The sequence below is a fragment of the Rossellomorea marisflavi genome (assembly GCF_009806575.1).
GTDB classification, from domain to species: domain Bacteria; phylum Bacillota; class Bacilli; order Bacillales; family Bacillaceae_B; genus Rossellomorea; species Rossellomorea marisflavi_A.
The window spans coordinates 2,982,833-2,999,237 of sequence record NZ_CP047095.1 but is presented as its reverse complement, the minus strand read 5'-3'; the positions used below and the strand labels follow the sequence as shown (position 1 = coordinate 2,999,237).

17 protein-coding genes are annotated in these 16,405 nt (G+C 50.1%); 15 read left to right on the top strand and 2 right to left on the bottom strand.

Features of this window, described 5'->3' with window-relative positions; all coding sequences use genetic code 11:
* The first annotated feature begins 14 nt into the window (after nt 1–14).
* The 9 genes from D5E69_RS15650 to yajC all read left to right on the top strand — a co-directional run bounded on the left by D5E69_RS15650 (nt 15) and on the right by yajC (nt 7,092).
* Nucleotides 15–944 carry an aminoglycoside phosphotransferase family protein gene (locus tag D5E69_RS15650; protein ID WP_063192005.1) on the top strand — a complete coding sequence of 310 codons (930 nt, stop codon included), beginning with the start codon at nt 15–17 and terminating at the stop codon, nt 942–944.
* A 387-nt stretch (nt 945–1,331) separates the two neighbouring features.
* Nucleotides 1,332–1,769 (top strand): YhcN/YlaJ family sporulation lipoprotein, encoded by a 438-nt coding sequence (locus D5E69_RS23690; protein ID WP_249931619.1) that lies wholly within the window; start codon nt 1,332–1,334, stop codon nt 1,767–1,769.
* 121 nt (nt 1,770–1,890) lie between these two features.
* Complete coding sequence (locus D5E69_RS15640) at nt 1,891–2,427, top strand: intercompartmental signaling factor BofC (RefSeq protein ID WP_148795575.1); 537 nt, start codon at nt 1,891–1,893, stop codon at nt 2,425–2,427.
* A 323-nt stretch (nt 2,428–2,750) separates the two neighbouring features.
* Entirely contained in the window at nt 2,751–3,359 is a 609-nt protein-coding gene (ruvA, locus tag D5E69_RS15635) for a Holliday junction branch migration protein RuvA (RefSeq protein WP_159129897.1), read from the top strand.
* 18 nt (nt 3,360–3,377) lie between these two features.
* Nucleotides 3,378–4,379 (top strand): Holliday junction branch migration DNA helicase RuvB, encoded by a 1,002-nt coding sequence (gene ruvB / locus D5E69_RS15630; RefSeq protein WP_048006217.1) that lies wholly within the window; start codon nt 3,378–3,380, stop codon nt 4,377–4,379.
* Nucleotides 4,376–4,582 carry a DUF2905 domain-containing protein gene (locus D5E69_RS15625; RefSeq protein ID WP_048006216.1) on the top strand — a complete coding sequence of 69 codons (207 nt, stop codon included), beginning with the start codon at nt 4,376–4,378 and terminating at the stop codon, nt 4,580–4,582. The genes ruvB and D5E69_RS15625 overlap by 4 nt, the downstream gene beginning before the upstream one ends.
* Nucleotides 4,583–4,603: 21 nt before the next feature.
* Nucleotides 4,604–5,629: a tRNA preQ1(34) S-adenosylmethionine ribosyltransferase-isomerase QueA gene (queA, locus tag D5E69_RS15620; protein WP_048006215.1), complete on the top strand. Its 1,026-nt coding sequence runs from the start codon at nt 4,604–4,606 to the stop codon at nt 5,627–5,629.
* A gap of 33 nt (nt 5,630–5,662) precedes the next feature.
* Nucleotides 5,663–6,802, top strand: a complete 1,140-nt coding sequence (gene tgt, locus D5E69_RS15615) for a tRNA guanosine(34) transglycosylase Tgt (RefSeq protein ID WP_048006214.1) — start codon at nt 5,663–5,665, stop codon at nt 6,800–6,802.
* Between the two features lie 20 nt (nt 6,803–6,822).
* Complete coding sequence (yajC, locus tag D5E69_RS15610; protein ID WP_048006213.1) at nt 6,823–7,092, top strand: preprotein translocase subunit YajC; 270 nt, start codon at nt 6,823–6,825, stop codon at nt 7,090–7,092.
* Nucleotides 7,093–7,154: 62 nt separating this feature from the next.
* Here the strand turns inward: yajC and D5E69_RS15605 are convergent, their stop codons facing one another.
* Nucleotides 7,155–7,550, bottom strand: a complete 396-nt coding sequence (locus D5E69_RS15605) for a TIGR04086 family membrane protein (RefSeq protein ID WP_316247144.1) — start codon at nt 7,548–7,550, stop codon at nt 7,155–7,157.
* Between the two features lie 150 nt (nt 7,551–7,700).
* Between D5E69_RS15605 and D5E69_RS15600 the strand changes: the two genes are divergently transcribed.
* Nucleotides 7,701–8,336, top strand: coding sequence for a DUF421 domain-containing protein (locus D5E69_RS15600; protein ID WP_159129896.1), 636 nt, complete (start codon nt 7,701–7,703; stop codon nt 8,334–8,336).
* 32 nt (nt 8,337–8,368) lie between these two features.
* On the opposite strand, the gene spoVB is transcribed toward D5E69_RS15600, so the two are convergent.
* Nucleotides 8,369–9,913 (bottom strand): stage V sporulation protein B, encoded by a 1,545-nt coding sequence (gene spoVB / locus D5E69_RS15595; RefSeq protein WP_048006432.1) that lies wholly within the window; start codon nt 9,911–9,913, stop codon nt 8,369–8,371.
* 134 nt (nt 9,914–10,047) lie between these two features.
* Here spoVB and D5E69_RS15590 point away from each other — a divergent pair, with 134 nt between their 5' ends.
* From D5E69_RS15590 to D5E69_RS15570, 5 genes are all read left to right on the top strand, one after another.
* Entirely contained in the window at nt 10,048–10,368 is a 321-nt protein-coding gene (locus D5E69_RS15590) for a post-transcriptional regulator (RefSeq protein ID WP_048006211.1), read from the top strand.
* A gap of 172 nt (nt 10,369–10,540) precedes the next feature.
* Nucleotides 10,541–12,802 carry a protein translocase subunit SecDF gene (gene secDF / locus D5E69_RS15585; RefSeq protein ID WP_048006210.1) on the top strand — a complete coding sequence of 754 codons (2,262 nt, stop codon included), beginning with the start codon at nt 10,541–10,543 and terminating at the stop codon, nt 12,800–12,802.
* 186 nt (nt 12,803–12,988) lie between these two features.
* Nucleotides 12,989–13,333, top strand: a complete 345-nt coding sequence (locus tag D5E69_RS15580) for a LapA family protein (RefSeq protein WP_048006209.1) — start codon at nt 12,989–12,991, stop codon at nt 13,331–13,333.
* Between the two features lie 109 nt (nt 13,334–13,442).
* Nucleotides 13,443–15,803, top strand: coding sequence for a single-stranded-DNA-specific exonuclease RecJ (recJ, locus tag D5E69_RS15575; protein WP_159129895.1), 2,361 nt, complete (start codon nt 13,443–13,445; stop codon nt 15,801–15,803).
* Nucleotides 15,794–16,306, top strand: a complete 513-nt coding sequence (locus tag D5E69_RS15570) for an adenine phosphoribosyltransferase (RefSeq protein ID WP_048006207.1) — start codon at nt 15,794–15,796, stop codon at nt 16,304–16,306. The genes recJ and D5E69_RS15570 overlap by 10 nt, the downstream gene beginning before the upstream one ends.
* Nucleotides 16,307–16,405: the final 99 nt, after the last annotated feature.

Genomic DNA, 16,405 nt, shown 5'->3' with positions numbered 1-16,405 from the left:
GTCTCCTTTCTTTTTTGCAATGGAAGTTGGGGGAACCCGGTGCATCGATCGACACGTTGAAAGACGGGAAATGGGTGCTGCAGTCCGGAGGGAGGAAGTGGTTTGTCAAGCGCTACTCTTCGGAGAAACGGTTCGCACTCCAAGAAATGCTGATCAAAGAGCTCCTGCAAGGAGGGTTTAACCATGTCATCCCTTTGCATCCCCTGCATCAGACAGAGGTCATCTCGTTCGAGGGGAATGTAATCGGGATTTCATACTGGCTCGAGACGGCTTCTTCGATCGATTATGCTGAGGTTTCAGACAGGCAGGAAGCATGGCGTGTGTTAAAAGGATTCCATCGCGCCACAAGGAGGATTCAGGGCGCATGGGTGGACGATGTGCCTGAGTTCAGGTGGCTTGACAAATGGAAGAAGCGGATGCAGTTGTTTGACTATCATCTGCCGTATCTTCAACACTTTATTGCTCCCTATTATCTGTCCAGCTATCTTGAATGGGGAAGATGGGCCTGGGAGGAACTTGATGCACTTGGCCCTTATAAAGGAAAAAGATGCATGGTCCACGGGGATGTGGCCCATCATAATTTCTTAAGGGGAATCGACGGCCGCGTGTACCTCATCGACTTTGATTTACTGTCAAGGTCACCTGCCATCACAGATGATATCCAGATGGCCAACCGGGTACTTCCTTATCTGGATTGGTCGTTGAAGGACGTCTTGGCCATCCCCTCGATAAGGAAGTATAGAAATGATGCGGCGTTCTTCCTTGGACTGATGTATCCGAGTGATATTTTCAGGGAATGGAATCGATTCATCAGGGAGGGGCAGTCTTACAGGGAGCAAGTGTGGCCATATCTGGTACAGATCACGTTGGGACAGTTTCACCAGCGGATGCGCTTCGTTCAGGAGCTGCACAGTGAATTACGGAGGATCATCACCCATTTGTAGGAGGTTGTCCCAACTATTGATGGAATGATTGGGTCCGTTCCTCCGCACCCTATAAACGAGCATTATGCTCAAATAGCGGTGAGGGGGAATGACTACGTTGAAGAGGCGCTATGCATTTCTTGGTATGACAGCATTCATGTCGCTTAACCTTGCTGCCTGCAGCAGTGCGGAGAAGGAATCCGGTCAGCAATACTCGAATTCCTATGAACCACTGGGCTATTATTCGAATGAAGGTCATGGGGGAGATGAAAATGACCGCCATGATGGTCCGTTGACCGAAATGTTCGATCATTCCGTGGGCAGGGAAGGGCAGGATATCCGTAATCAGAAACATAAATTCCTGCAGGTGAGGGATGATGACGGCAATCCCCAGAATCCCACCACCCCCTGGCACCATATGATGCAGGCTTCTTTGCCCAGGATAACCGTGGAAGTCACGGTGATGCCAATTATCATGGGCATCTCGATGATAATACCCGTAAGGCGCGAAATTCGTACTATACCGCCTACGAGGGGGATCTTGCAGAAAAGATCGGCGATGTCACGGGGCATGTGAAGAACGTCAGTGATGTTCGTGCCGTATCGTATGGGACCGACGTATTGATTGCCATCGAGGTCAGGGACCACTCGAAAGAAGAAGAAACAAAGCAACGTGTAGAAAAAGCGGTACAGCCGTACCTCGAAGGCAGGACTGTATCAGTCGTCACGGATGAAGGCACATTCAGCCGCGTCCGGAATATCGATAATGATCTGAGGGGCGGCGGACCGCTGGATGGGATCAACCTGGACCTGCATGATATGTTCAATACGATCCGCAACCCGTAGAAGCTTGACTGTATAAAGGGGAGGTCCCTTTGTACAGTCTTTTTTCAACTATCGGGATAAATCGTTCCCCTGATGGCAAGACTAGGGATAGCAATACATAATGAATCCCGAGGTGATCACGATGACGATGAACGTTCGGATCGTGTTTATGGTGATGTTGTTGACTGGAGCCACATATTTTACCTTCTTTTATTCAGATGAAAAGCAAGCGGCGGACGGACCGGTTCACGATGTACCCGTAGAGGAAACATCCGCACATACCGTCACGCTGATCCTGGAAAGGGTTTATCTTGATGGTGAAGTAAGTGAAGAAATCGTCCAGGAAACCATATGGAGCATGGAAGATTTCTGGGCTGCCTACGAAGAATGGCAGCTGATTGATATGAGCGAAGAACAAATCGTCTTCCAGAAGCAGATGGATGATATTTCGCCGCTGTTAAAAACGAATGGGTACTTCGGCCTGACTGAAGAAGGGGTATTATCCATTTTCAACGGGAAGCCAGGTCAAGCGGAAATCATCCAATCCTTTTTCCAAATCGACCTGGATAAGCTGGAGAGCAATCGGCATGACGATCTGGTAAACGGGATTCCCATCACATCCAAGGAAGCGTATGTAGACGTTCTCGAACAATTGAAACCTTACTCCCTGCCACAGTGAACAGCCGGTCATCTGACCGGCTGTTTTTTATGTGCGCATTTGGAAGAAAGTCAGAATCGGAAAAAACAGAAAAAATAAGAACAAATGTTTCTTTTTATCAGTGCTTTTCCATAAAATCAATAAGTGATATGATACAATAGATTTATTATGCGAGGCGGCGGTGGCCAGTATGGAAGGCTCCAGAGAGGATCTGTGCAAGGGGATCGAGAATAAGTCGAACCGGACCAAAAAGCAAAGGACTCCTTTTTGCCCGCCCGGCCTTATGCTTGTCGGGCCAGACCGCCCCTCCTCCGCATTTCTTGTCAGAAAGTGAAGTGATTACTATGTATGAATATATTCGAGGTACTGTGCAGATGGTGAGTCCCGAGTATGTGGTGGTTGAAAATGGAGGGATTGGGTATCAATTATTTGCAGCCAATCCGTTTGCATATTCGAAATATCAGGGTCAGGAAATTCAGATTTTTACATATCAGCATGTGAGGGAAGATGTCATTGCCCTCTATGGGTTCCTTGTCTTGGAAGAGAAACTATTGTTCATGAAGCTCCTTAATGTATCAGGGATCGGGCCGAAAGGGGCCCTTGCGATTCTTGCGTCGGGTGCGCCTCAGCAGGTGATCACCGCCATTGAGGAAGAAAATGATACATTCCTTACGAAATTCCCGGGCGTAGGGAAAAAGACGGCGAGGCAAATGATCCTTGACCTGAAGGGGAAACTGCAGGACGTCGTTCCGGACTACTTCCCGAGCCTGTTCAATCCTGAAGAGACGGTCCTTGATTCCGGTGATGAAGCATTTGAGGAAGCAATCCTCGCCCTGAAGGCGCTTGGCTATTCCGATCGGGAGGTCAAGAAAATCAAACCGAAGCTCAAAGGGCAGGAGCTCTCTTCGGATGAATATATCAGGAAGGGCCTTCAGCTTCTTCTGAAATCCTAATGGAAAGGAGCAAATGAGATGGACGATCGATTGGTATCAGGCGAATCGGAACAAAATGAGGACCGTTTCGAATTCTCCTTAAGACCACAGACCATCAAGCAATATATCGGTCAGGACAAGGTCAAACACAATCTTGAAGTATTCATCGAAGCGGCGAAGATGCGGGAGGAAACGCTTGATCACGTGCTCTTGTACGGTCCGCCTGGCCTCGGAAAGACGACCCTTGCGGCGGTGATTGCCAACGAGATGGGGGTCAATATGAAAACGACATCGGGTCCTGCCATTGAAAGACCGGGGGATCTTGCTGCCGTACTGACGGCCCTCGAGCCAGGAGACGTGCTGTTCATCGATGAGATCCACCGTCTGCCACGTGCGATCGAAGAGGTCCTCTATCCAGCCATGGAAGACTTCTGCCTGGATATTGTCATCGGCACCGGTCCCAGTGCGCGTTCGGTCAGGCTGGATCTCCCCCCGTTCACCCTCGTGGGGGCCACGACGCGAGCCGGCGCACTTTCTGCACCGCTCAGGGACCGCTTCGGTGTGCTCTGCAGGCTGGAGTACTACAATGAAGATCAGCTGAATGAGATCGTGAAGCGGACCGCCGCAATCCTCAGGACGGAAATCGATCCCGTTGCGGCAAAGGAACTCGCGAGAAGATCGAGGGGGACACCGCGTATCGCCAACCGGCTCCTGAGGCGCGTAAGGGATTTTGCCCAGGTCAAATCGGACGGGAATATTTCGGCGACGCTATCCAAGGAAGCGCTGGACCTCCTTCAAGTGGATCAGCTCGGTCTGGACCACATCGACCACAAACTTCTCAGGGGCATCATCGAGCGCTTCAGGGGAGGCCCGGTGGGGCTGGATACCATTGCAGCGAGCATAGGGGAGGAATCCCATACGATAGAAGATGTATATGAGCCGTACCTCTTGCAGATCGGATTCCTCCAAAGGACCCCGAGGGGCAGGATCGTCACGCATCTTGTGTATGAACATTTCCAGATGGAGGTGCCGGCCAATTGAGCGGTCTGCCGAAACTTCTGATGATTGCGGGAGCCGTCCTCCTCGTGGCCGGTTTGCTCCTTCAGTTCACGAAACTCGGGAAATTACCCGGTGATATCGTCGTGAAGAAGGAGAATGCAACTTTTTATTTCCCGCTTATGACTTCTGTCCTGTTAAGTGTTATACTGTCGTTGGTCTTTTATTTTATAGGCCGATTCAAATAAAGATAAGTCAGGTGACCTAAAGTGAAAGTTGAAGATTTTGATTTCCATCTGCCGGAGGAACTGATCGCTCAGACCCCGCTAGAGAATCGTTCTGAAAGCAGACTGATGGTACTGGATAAAGAAGACGGATCCATTGATCATCTTCAGTTTAAAAATATTGTCGATCTACTGGATGAAGGCGATTGCCTTGTACTGAATGATACACGTGTATTACCGGCCCGTCTTTTTGGGCAAAAAGAAGAGACGGGGGCCAACATCGAAGTCCTTCTCCTGAAGCAGGAAGAAGGAGATCAATGGGAGACCCTCGTCAAACCTGCCAAGCGCGTGAAGGTGGGCACGGAAATCGTCTTCGGTGACGGCAAGCTGAAAGCGACCTGTGTCGGGACGAAGGACCATGGTGGAAGGATCATGGAATTTGCCTATGATGGCATTTTCTATGAGGTGCTTGAGGAGCTTGGTGAAATGCCGCTGCCTCCATACATCCGGGAACGCCTCGAAGAACAGGACCGCTATCAGACGGTATATGCTAAGGAGCGCGGATCTGCCGCCGCCCCTACAGCGGGACTCCACTTCACCGAGGAGCTATTGGAAGAGCTGAAGGCGAAGGGCGTTCATATCGCCTTCATCACGCTTCACGTCGGGCTGGGGACCTTCCGTCCCGTGTCGGTGGATTCGATCGAGGACCATGATATGCACTCGGAGTTTTACCAAATCTCCGAAGGCACGGCACGCCTCCTGAATGATGTAAGGGATAAGGGCGGGCGCATCATCACCGTCGGTACGACATCGACGCGGACCTTGGAGACGATCGCCTCCAAGCATGACCGTTTTGTGGAAGAGAACGGGTGGACGAATATCTTCATCTATCCGGGTTATGAATTTAAGGGGATCGACGGCTTGATCACCAATTTCCACCTGCCGAAGTCGACCCTCATCATGCTCGTGAGTGCTTTTGCAGGTCAGGAGCACGTCCTTAAAGCCTACGAGACAGCCGTCCAAGAGAAGTATCGCTTCTTCAGCTTCGGCGATGCCATGTTCTTAAAATAATCAGCTGCAACACTGAAAAAGGAGAATCACACGTTGACTGCAATCAGATATGAGCACATTAAAACATGTAAGCAAACAGGTGCGCGGCTCGGGAAGGTCCATACCCCACACGGCACATTCGAAACACCGGTATTCATGCCTGTCGGGACCCTTGCCACGGTCAAGACGATGTCACCGGAAGATCTGAAGGCGATGGATGCAGGGATCATCCTGAGCAATACCTATCACCTTTGGCTGCGCCCGGGCCATGAGATCATCCGGGAAGCAGGCGGACTCCATAAGTTCATGAACTGGGACCGTGCCATCCTGACCGATTCCGGAGGCTTCCAGGTATTCAGCCTGAGCAAACTCCGTAAGATCGAAGAAGAAGGGGTCCATTTCCGTCACCATCTGAACGGTGACAAGCTCTTCCTCAGTCCCGAGAAGGCGATGGAAATCCAGAATGCCCTTGGATCCGATATCATGATGGCATTCGATGAATGCCCGCCGTATCCTGCGGAGTACGAATATATGAAGAGTTCTGTCGAGCGTACATCACGCTGGGCCGAACGCTGTCTCGAGGCCCATCAGCGTCCACAGGATCAGGGGTTGTTCGGGATCGTACAGGGAGGGGAGTATGAGGAGCTGAGGAAGCAGAGTGCCCGTGACCTTACGTCACTCGACTTCCCTGGATATGCAGTCGGTGGACTTTCTGTGGGAGAACCGAAGGATGTCATGAACAGGGTACTTGAATTCACCACGCCTCATCTGCCGTTTGACAAGCCGAGATACCTCATGGGTGTAGGCTCTCCGGATTCACTGATCGACGGAGCCATCAGGGGGATCGATATGTTCGATTGCGTCCTGCCGACGAGGATCGCCCGAAACGGTACCCTCATGACAAGTGAAGGCCGTCTCGTGGTGAAAAATGCCAAGTATGCCAGGGACTTCAGACCGATCGATGAAAAGTGCGACTGCTATACATGTAAAAACTATAGCAGGGCTTATATCCGTCATTTGATCAAATGTGACGAAACGTTCGGAATTAGGCTTACGACTTATCATAATCTGCATTTTCTGTTAAACTTAATGGAACAAGTCAGACAAGCGATTCGCGAAGATCGACTGGGGGACTTTAGGGAAGAATTCTTCGAACAGTACGGTTTCAACCGTCCGGATGCGAAGAACTTCTAATTTGAAAGGAGGGGAAACACATGCAAGGAGGACTAGGTTCAATCATCATGCTCGTCTTGATGTTCGTATTGTTCTATTTCCTGCTTATCCGTCCGCAGCAGAAGCGTCAAAAAGCGGTTGCACAAATGCAAAGCGAGCTGGCTAAAGGCGATAAGGTAGTAACAATCGGCGGACTTCACGGCTTCATCGATGCCATCGAAGAAGGAAAAGTCATCATCAAATGCGGTGATGGAAGCCGTCTTACATATGATCGCAATGCGATCAGGGAGATTGTTAAGACAGAAGTATAAAAAAAGCCTGTGCTCTTCCATGCTGTCAAGCGTGGACGGGTGCAGGCCTTTTTTTGTATGATTCAGTTTTCCTTCGGGTTGCCTCCGCTCAGGTTGACCCCGAGTACGCCACCCATCATCGCCGTCAGGATATAGCACCCATGATAGATCAGCTGCTCTGAAGACGGAGATGAGTCCAGTCCGAGATATTGAAAAAGGAAGACGAAAAGCGTATAAAGGATCCCCGTGGAACCTCCGAGCATCCATCCCTTGGTTTTGCCTTTTCCCCCCGACATGAATCCCCCGATGAACAGGGCCAGGAATGACACAATGGTGATGAATAAGGAAATGGCACTCTCCGTCAGACTGGTGAACCGAAGTAGCAATGAAAAGATCAAGCTTGCAGCGATGGCGATCACAAAGATAGTGACCGTGCCGAAGAGTACTGCGCCCCCTAATTTTTTGGCTTCTATGATCAATCTCTCCCTTCCAATTCTTCATTTGACGAGCTCTAGTACAAGCATATTCACCACCACCGGAAAAAAGACTGGCTTTTGGGCAAATATCCCTCTCATGAATGATCCTTACGGGTCGATACTATGAAGGATTAGCTGATGGAGGTGAATCGAATGGAGGAATATATCGTCATCGTGGCACGGACGCTGATTCTTTACTTCTTGATCGTATTGATCTTCAGAATCATGGGTAAACGTGAAATAGGCGAACTGAGCATCCTGGATCTAGTGGTTTTCATCATGCTCGCCGAAATCGCTGTCATGGCGATCGAGAAGCCGAAGGATCCCCTGGCCCACTCCCTGATCCCCATGGTTGTGATGGTCGTGCTGCAGCTCCTGTTCGCCATGATATCCCTCCGTTCAAAATCCTTCAGGGAGATGATCGACGGGAAGCCTGCTGTCATCATCCATAACGGGAAGATCGATGAAGTGGTCATGAAGAAGCAGAGATACAATTTCGATGATCTCCTTCTCCAGTTGCGGGAAAAAGATGTGTTTAACGTGGCGGACGTCGAATTTGCAATCCTTGAAACATCAGGAAAGCTGTCGGTACTGAAAAAACAGGGGAGCGCCGACACATACGCCCTCCCCATCATACTGGACGGCGAGATCCAGACCGAACATCTCCAGCAGCTCGGCAAATCTCCATTTTGGCTGCGTGGCGAGATGAAAAAGAGGGGCTATCCTGCCATCACGGATATTGCATTCTGCAGCTATGATAAGGGCGAATTCTATATAGATGAAAAATGATCCGGAGCTCGGTCCGGATCATTTTTCATTTGCTAGACAAACCGTTTGATCAACGGGATATTCTTCATATCTTCCTTCGTGATCAATCGCAGGAGGAAAGAGCATAGGATATAGACGATACATGTCGTGGCAATCCCGATCACAAGCCGGATGGACACGGGCTCAGAAGGGAAAAGTGTGAGCCAGGAATAATGACCCCACAGTCCCGAAAGCAGGATCACAGCCGCCACCACTGCATAATCCCTTATATAGAGCATGATGGGGACGGCCTTCAAGATGGTCATGAAGTGGAGGATGGTCACAAGGACGAATCCGACTACCATCCCAAGGGCAGCGCCGTTGATGCCGAATCCGGCTTGAGAAGCAAGGACGAAGATCACGCCGGTCTTCACCACGGCCCCGATCAGGCTGTTGATCATGGCCGCCCTCGCAAGGTTCAATGCCTGAAGGACTGCCTGCAACGGGCCTTGATAGTAATAGAACAGAAGGAATGGCGCCATGATCATGATGAACACCGCTCCGGTTTCGCTGCCATACATCAGCTGCATGAGGGGTTTTGCATAGATGTAGAGGACGACGATGGACAAACCACCTGTGATGAGGCAGATCCTCAGTGCCTGCTGAAGGCGGTATTCAATCAGTTTATAATTTTTCAAGGCGTTCGCTTCGCTGATCGCCGGGACAAGGGATTGGGATAGAGAGACGGTAATAAAGGAAGGCAGGAACAGGAGTGGCAGGGCGTAACCCGTCAGTGAACCATATTGCGCTGTGGCCATGGAAGCCGTGACACCGGCGAGTGCCAGGCTGTGGGCGACAACGATCGGTTCAAAGAATAAAGAAATCGATCCGATCATCCTGCTACCCGTTGACGGCAGTGCCACTTCCATGAGTTCCCGCAGGGTCTCCTTCCCTTTATGGATGGATGAAAAGAATTGCTTCCGCATTCGGAACGTCTTCTTACGTTTAAAGTAAGTGAAAAGGAAGACCAAGGAAGCAAGCTCCCCTAGGACGGAAGCCACCATGGCCGCTGCTGCCGCATACTCGATGCCGTAGGGCAGGAAGGTTTTAGTCAGGACGGCGATGAGCGTGATCCTTACCACCTGCTCGATGACTTGAGAGTAGGCAGGTGGCTTCATCTGCTGCCGTCCCTGGAAATAGCCTCGCAGCACGGAGGAAATGGCGACAACCGGGATGATCGGTGCGATGGCGACCAACGGGTAATATGTACGCGGATCCGTGAACAGCGTCTGGGATAGATAGGGTGCCAGGAGAATGAGGGCAGGTGTGAAGATCAGGGAAAGACCCAGGGTGATGGAGAGGGAGACGACCAGGATCTTTTTCACCTTCTGCCGGTCCCCGCTGCTCTCTGCTTCTGATACCGTTTTCGATATGGCAATGGGGAGCCCGAACTGGACGATGGTAATGACCAGGAGCAGTGTAGGGAAGGCCATCATGAAAAGACCGACCCCCTCTGCCCCGATGAACCGGGCCACGACGATGCGGTTCACGAACCCCAGGACTCTTGTGATCAGGGCAGCGAGCATGAGAATGACGGTGCCTCTCAGAAATTTTGACATATACTTCCCTGCCTTCTCAAAATTGGTATTATCGTATACAATGATATATATGCATCCCAATGGTCCAAGCATGACAAGTTGGGAATAAATACGGCCGTATACTGCCGATCTTCCAAAATGGAGTGGGGAATGGAATGAAACCAAATCAGCATCCTTACGATCGATTTTATGATTCATTGGAGCCTGCACTGTTAAGCAAGGTGGAGGAATTCCATCTGTTCGGGTACGGGGAAGCCTCTCTGGAAAGACTATGGTTATACCTGACCAAAAAGAAATGGAAAAAGCCCGAAGTAAATGTGAAAGTGTATGAATTGGTCAGCGACATCCTCTCGGCTAAAGCAGGGGAATATATGACCTTCGAAACGGTCCAGGCCTATCGTTCGCCGAACTGGTTCGCCGATGTGAATGAGGATGAACTGAAGGAACTTCTGCATCCTTCCAGGGAAGAGAAATAGCACGGGAACAAATTGACATGGAATTCGTTCTCCGCCATAATGGGAATGTTGAAAGATAAAGGAATGGATTGAACGACACAGGCGATCGACGGGGATATCTCAGAAAGCCCCGGAGATCAGTCAATACGAAAAGATCATATTTGGGATGGTTTTCAAGGAGGAACTGTACATAATGGTAAAGCGTGGCCGCATTGTTGCCTTTTTCGTCCTGCTCGTCCTGCTGGCAGGAACGGTCGGGGGAACAGCAAAATCGATCATCAATGATATCAAACTGGGTCTTGACCTCCAAGGTGGCTTCGAAGTGCTGTATGAAGTGCAGCCTGTCAACGGAGAGAAGATCACGAAACAGACAGTCGCCAATACGGCGGAAGCTCTCGACGAGCGGATCAATGTCCTGGGTGTGAGTGAACCAAGTATCCAGATCGAGGACAATAACAGGATCCGCGTCCAGCTTGCAGGTGTCGAGGACCAGAACCAGGCACGGGAAATCTTGTCCACACAGGCGAATCTATCCTTCCGCGATGTGAACGATAAGGTTCGACTGGACGGATCCGACCTTGTTTCGGGATCGGCGAAACAGACGTTCAACGAACAGAACCAACCGATCGTATCCTTGAAGCTGAAGGATCGCAAAAAGTTTTATGAACTGACACAGAACATCTATCAAATGGCCCCTCAGAACCAGTTGGTCATCTGGCTTGATTTTGAAGAAGGAAAAGATTCCTACGAGAAGGAAGCAGGCAAGGAAGACCCTAAATTCCTTTCTGCGCCAAATGTGAATAAGCCGATCAATTCGGATGAGGTCATCATCGAGGGGAACTTCACCGTGGAAGAAGCCCAGAATCTGGCCAAGCTTCTTGATGCGGGCGCTCTTCCTGTCAAGCTGGAAGAGAAATATTCCACCTCTGTCGGAGCACAATTCGGACAGCAGGCACTCGATAAAACCGTCACGGCAGGGATCATCGGCATCGCCTTGATCTTCCTGTTCATGATCGTGTATTACCGTCTTCCGGGCTTCATCGCCTCGGTCACCCTGTCCGTGTATCTATACCTCGTCCTGCTCCTATTCGAGCTGATGAACGGGGTGCTGACACTGCCGGGGATCGCAGCAATCATACTCGGTGTCGGGATGGCCGTCGATGCGAATATCATCACGTATGAGAGGATCAAAGAGGAGATCCGGGTCGGGAAGCCGATCAAATCTGCCTTCCAGGCAGGGAACAAAACCTCATTCCTCACCATCCTTGATGCCAACTTGACGACCCTCATCGCAGCGGGGGTACTGTTCTATTTCGGTACAAGCTCTGTTAAAGGGTTTGCGACCATGCTCATCATCTCCATCCTCGTCAGCTTCATCACGGCGGTTTGGGGATCCAGGGTCCTTCTCGGTCTATGGGTGAACAGCAGGCTCTTCAACAAAAGGCCGGGCTGGTTCGGCGTCAACAAAAAAGACGTCCATTCCCTTTCGGACAATTTGGATACACTGGACTTGCCGACGAAGTTCGATCGCGTCGAGTTCGCTAAAAACCGCAGGAAGTTCTTTGCGATTTCGGCGGTCATCATGATCGCAGGAGTCATCTTGCTTTCCGTATTCAGGCTGAATCTCGGCATTGACTTTGTCAGCGGTTCGCGGGTGGATCTCGTTTCCGATCAACCGATTCAGACCGAAACCCTTAAGAAGGAACTTGATGATATCAAGCTCCCAAGCGATAACATCGTTGTTTCGGGTGAAAAGAGCAATACGGCGGTGGTCCGCTATTCAGACGACCTCTCCAAGGAAGAAATCGCGAAGCTGAAAGATCACTTCCAGGACCTTTACGGGAAGGATCCGAGCATCAGTACCGTTTCACCGGTAGTAGGGAAAGAGCTTGCGAAGAGTGCCCTGTATGCAGTGGCCATCGCATCGATCTTCATTATCCTGTATGTGACGGTCCGATTTGAATGGCGCATGGCCCTCGGAGCCATCATTTCACTTCTGTTCGATGCCCTGCTGATCATTTTCTTCTTCAGTGTCACACGCCTCGAAGTCGATATCACATTCATTGCGGCCGTCCTGACGATCGTCGGGTACTCCATCAATGATACGATCGTCACCTTCGACCGTCTGAGGGAAAATCTTCACAAAATGAAGCGCATCAAGCATGCGGAAGAACTGGAAGAAGCGGTCAACAAGAGTCTCCGTCAGACCTTGGGCCGTTCGGTCAACACCGTCTTGACAGTGGTCATCACGGTCATCGCCATCCTGATCTTCGGTAGCGAATCGATCCGCAACTTCTCCATCGCCCTTCTTGTCGGGTTGATCTCGGGAGTGTTCTCTTCCATTTACATTGCTGCTCAGATCTACCTGTCATTGAAGATCAGACAGCTGAAGAAACACGGACCAATCAAAACCGTCAAAGAGAAGAAGAAATGGACTGACGAACCGCAAGTATAATAGAAATGGGACAGGGGAAGCTCCCCTGTCCCATTTTTTTAATGGAGTGGGCACCATCGGGTTATACTATGGGGATAAGGTACTAAATGAATCCGGTTGGTTTCATTACGCTCATGAAAAGGGTAAAAGGGTATCATCCATCATTTCTGATGGAAAGAGACAATGTAGTCGTGAGGAGGGAATAGAATGAAGTTTCAATGGACGCTGCTTTTAGGGATTGTTTTTGCCCTGATCGTATCCATTTTCGCCGTCATCAATGTTGACCCCGTAACAGTGAACTACCTTTTTGGTGAAGCAGACTGGCCTCTTATATTAGTTATTCTGGGATCTGTTTTCATGGGAGGAATCATCATCGGATCGGTGGGACTTTTCAGGCTTTTCGTCGTGCAACGGCAAGTGAAGGCCCTTGAAAAGGAAAACATGACCTTGAGGGAGCAGATCGAAAGGACACGGGATCAACAGCGCCTCGATTCGCAGGATACCTCGTTGAAGAAGCAGGCACCCGATTCCATACAGGAAACATCAGAATGACCGGAATGAAGGCACCCATGCAGGGTGTCTTTTTCCTTTGATGGACTTTGATGTGGATTGAAACCCCCTTACCGTTTTTGTATAATGAGAAAGGCTGAGGGGTGAAAATATGTTGAATGCAAAAACACGCTGGAAAATGAAAGATTCTGACCAGCAAAAGATAGCAGAATTGGCACAAGAGTTAAATGTTCCCCCGCTTGTTGCGAAATTATTGATAAATCGGGATCTGGCTGATGCTGATGATGCCCGGAACTTTTTATTTGATACAGGCGGATCGTTTCATGATCCATTTCTTTTTGATGATATGCAAAAAGCGAAAGAGCGCATCATGCTGGCAATCGAGCAGGAGGAGCGCATCCTTGTGTACGGTGACTATGATGCCGACGGGGTTAGTTCTACATCCGTCCTAATGACGGTACTCACAGACCTCGGAGCACAGGTGGAATTTTATATCCCCAACCGGTTCACAGAAGGATACGGACCGAATGAAGAAGCCTTCAGATGGGCTGCTGATGAGGGATTCTCCGTTATCATCACGGTGGATACCGGTATTTCTGCAGTGGAGGAGGCCAAGCTTGCAAAAGACCTTGGCATTGACTTGATCTTGACGGACCACCATGAACCGGGTCCGGAATTGCCGCCAGTCTATGCGATGATCCATCCGAAAGTGGAAGGATGCTCGTATCCATTCAAGGAACTCGCAGGAGTCGGGGTTGCTTTGAAGCTAGCCCACGCACTTTACGGGGAGTTTCCCGACCATCTGTTGGATTTGGCCGCGATCGGTACCATTGCGGACCTTGTTCCCCTCCATGGGGAAAACCGGCTGATCGCCAAGAAGGGGATTGCCAAGCTGAGGGTGACGGACCGGCTTGGGATCAAAGCCCTTTGCCGGGTGGCGAATGCCCAGCAAAATGAAATGAATGAAGAGACCGTCGGATTCATGATTGCACCGCGTATCAATGCCGTCGGCAGGCTTGGCGATGCCGATCCGGCAGTGGATCTCATGCTCTCCCGTGATCCGGAAGAAGCGAAGGCACTCGCAGAAGAGATTGATGGGTTGAACAAAGAGCGCCAGTCCATCGTAGCGAAAATGACGGAGGAAGCCGTCGAGATGGTCGAGAAGGAATTCCCTCCTTCTGAAAACGGAGTTCTTGTTATCGGTAAGGAAGGATGGAACCCCGGAGTAGTGGGGATTGTTGCCTCCCGTCTCGTTGACAGGTTTTACCGGCCGACCATTGTCTTGAGTTTCGATCCTGATTCAAATAGAGCAAAGGGTTCGGCAAGGAGCATTGCCGGGTTCGATCTGTTCAAGAACCTGTCCATGAATCGAGAAATTCTTCCCCATTTCGGGGGGCATCCAATGGCTGCGGGAATGACCCTAGCCCTTTCGGATGTCGATGAGCTTCGTGCAAGATTGAATGAACAGGCAAAAGATGTACTGAATGAAGAAGATTTCGTCCCCGTTACAGAGCTTGATGCCGAAGTCGCCGTGGACGAGATCACCGTTGAATCCATCGAGAAGATGCACCTCCTTGCGCCATTCGGGATGAATAATCCGAAGCCTAAGTGGGTCATCCGCGATGTATCCATCGATCATTATAAAAAAATTGGTTCAGCACAGAATCACCTCAAGCTTGTCCTGGCCGAAAACGGCGTACAAGTGGATGGGGTGGGGTTCGGTCTCGGTGAACTTGCCGATCATATGACACCCTATGTGAAGGCTTCCGTCATCGGAGAGCTGTCGATCAATGAATGGAATAATCGCAAGAAGCCTCAGATCTTCCTGCAGGATATCCAGATTTCTTCCTGGCAGCTTTTCGATATGAGGGGGATCAAGCAGGTGACTAAATGGGCACCTCTCATACCTGACAGTGACAGGGTGATCGTATGCTTCCATCCGAAGACGGCGGACACATCGCTGTTCAAAGGGGAAGTCCGGTATATTCAGAGTGAATCCGATCTTGAAGGGATCGTGGTGGATGGATGCAATCTCGTATTCCTCGATCTTCCCGGGGACCGTCGCCTGATGGAACAGCTTCTGGAGCTCGGCAGGCCGCATCGCATCTATGCCCATTTCCATCAGCATGAGGATCATTTCTTCAGTACGATGCCCACCCGTGATCATTTCAAATGGTATTATGCCTTCCTTCATAAAAGAGGTTCATTTGATTTGAAGAAACACGGGAATGACCTTGCCAAGTACAAGGGATGGTCGATGGAAACAATCGATTTCATGTCAAAGGTGTTTTTTGAATTGAAGTTTGTTACAATAGAAGATGGTTTGATTTCTCTTCATCCTGTCAAAGTGAAAAAAGATCTGTCCGAATCTCCTGCTTACATGAGGAAACAGCATCAGTACGAGCTTGAAAATGAGCTCCTGTATTCATCATATCAGGAACTGAAGACATGGTTCAGCGAAAGGATGAAAGAGTCCGCTATAGTTGAGGAGGAAGTAGAAGCATGGACTTGAAACAATATGTCACGATCGTTGATAACTGGCCGAAAGAAGGCATCAAGTTTAAAGACATCACCACTCTTATGGACAATGGTGATGCATATAGATACGCAACGGATCAGATCGTGGAGTACGCGAAAGAAAAACAAATCGATCTTGTTGTAGGACCGGAAGCAAGGGGCTTCATCATCGGTTGCCCGGTAGCGTATGCCCTTGGGGTAGGATTCGCTCCTGTCAGGAAACCAGGTAAGCTCCCACGTGAGACGATTCAACAGCAATACGGCCTTGAGTACGGAAAAGATGCCCTGACGATTCATAAGGATGCCATCAAACCGGGACAGCGCGTATTGATCACGGACGATCTACTCGCTACAGGCGGTACGATCGATGCGACAATCAAGCTTGTAGAAGAGCTTGGCGGGATCGTTGCCGGTACAGCCTTCTTGATCGAACTGACCTATCTAGACGGCCGTGATAAGCTAGAAGGCTACGATATCATGACATTGATGCAATACTGACCATACATAAGGGACCGACATCACAGGAAGATGCCGGCCCTTATTTTTTTATACAGCATGTTCAGGATCGGGGGTCGGAAGCTCCATCCATGTGAGGGA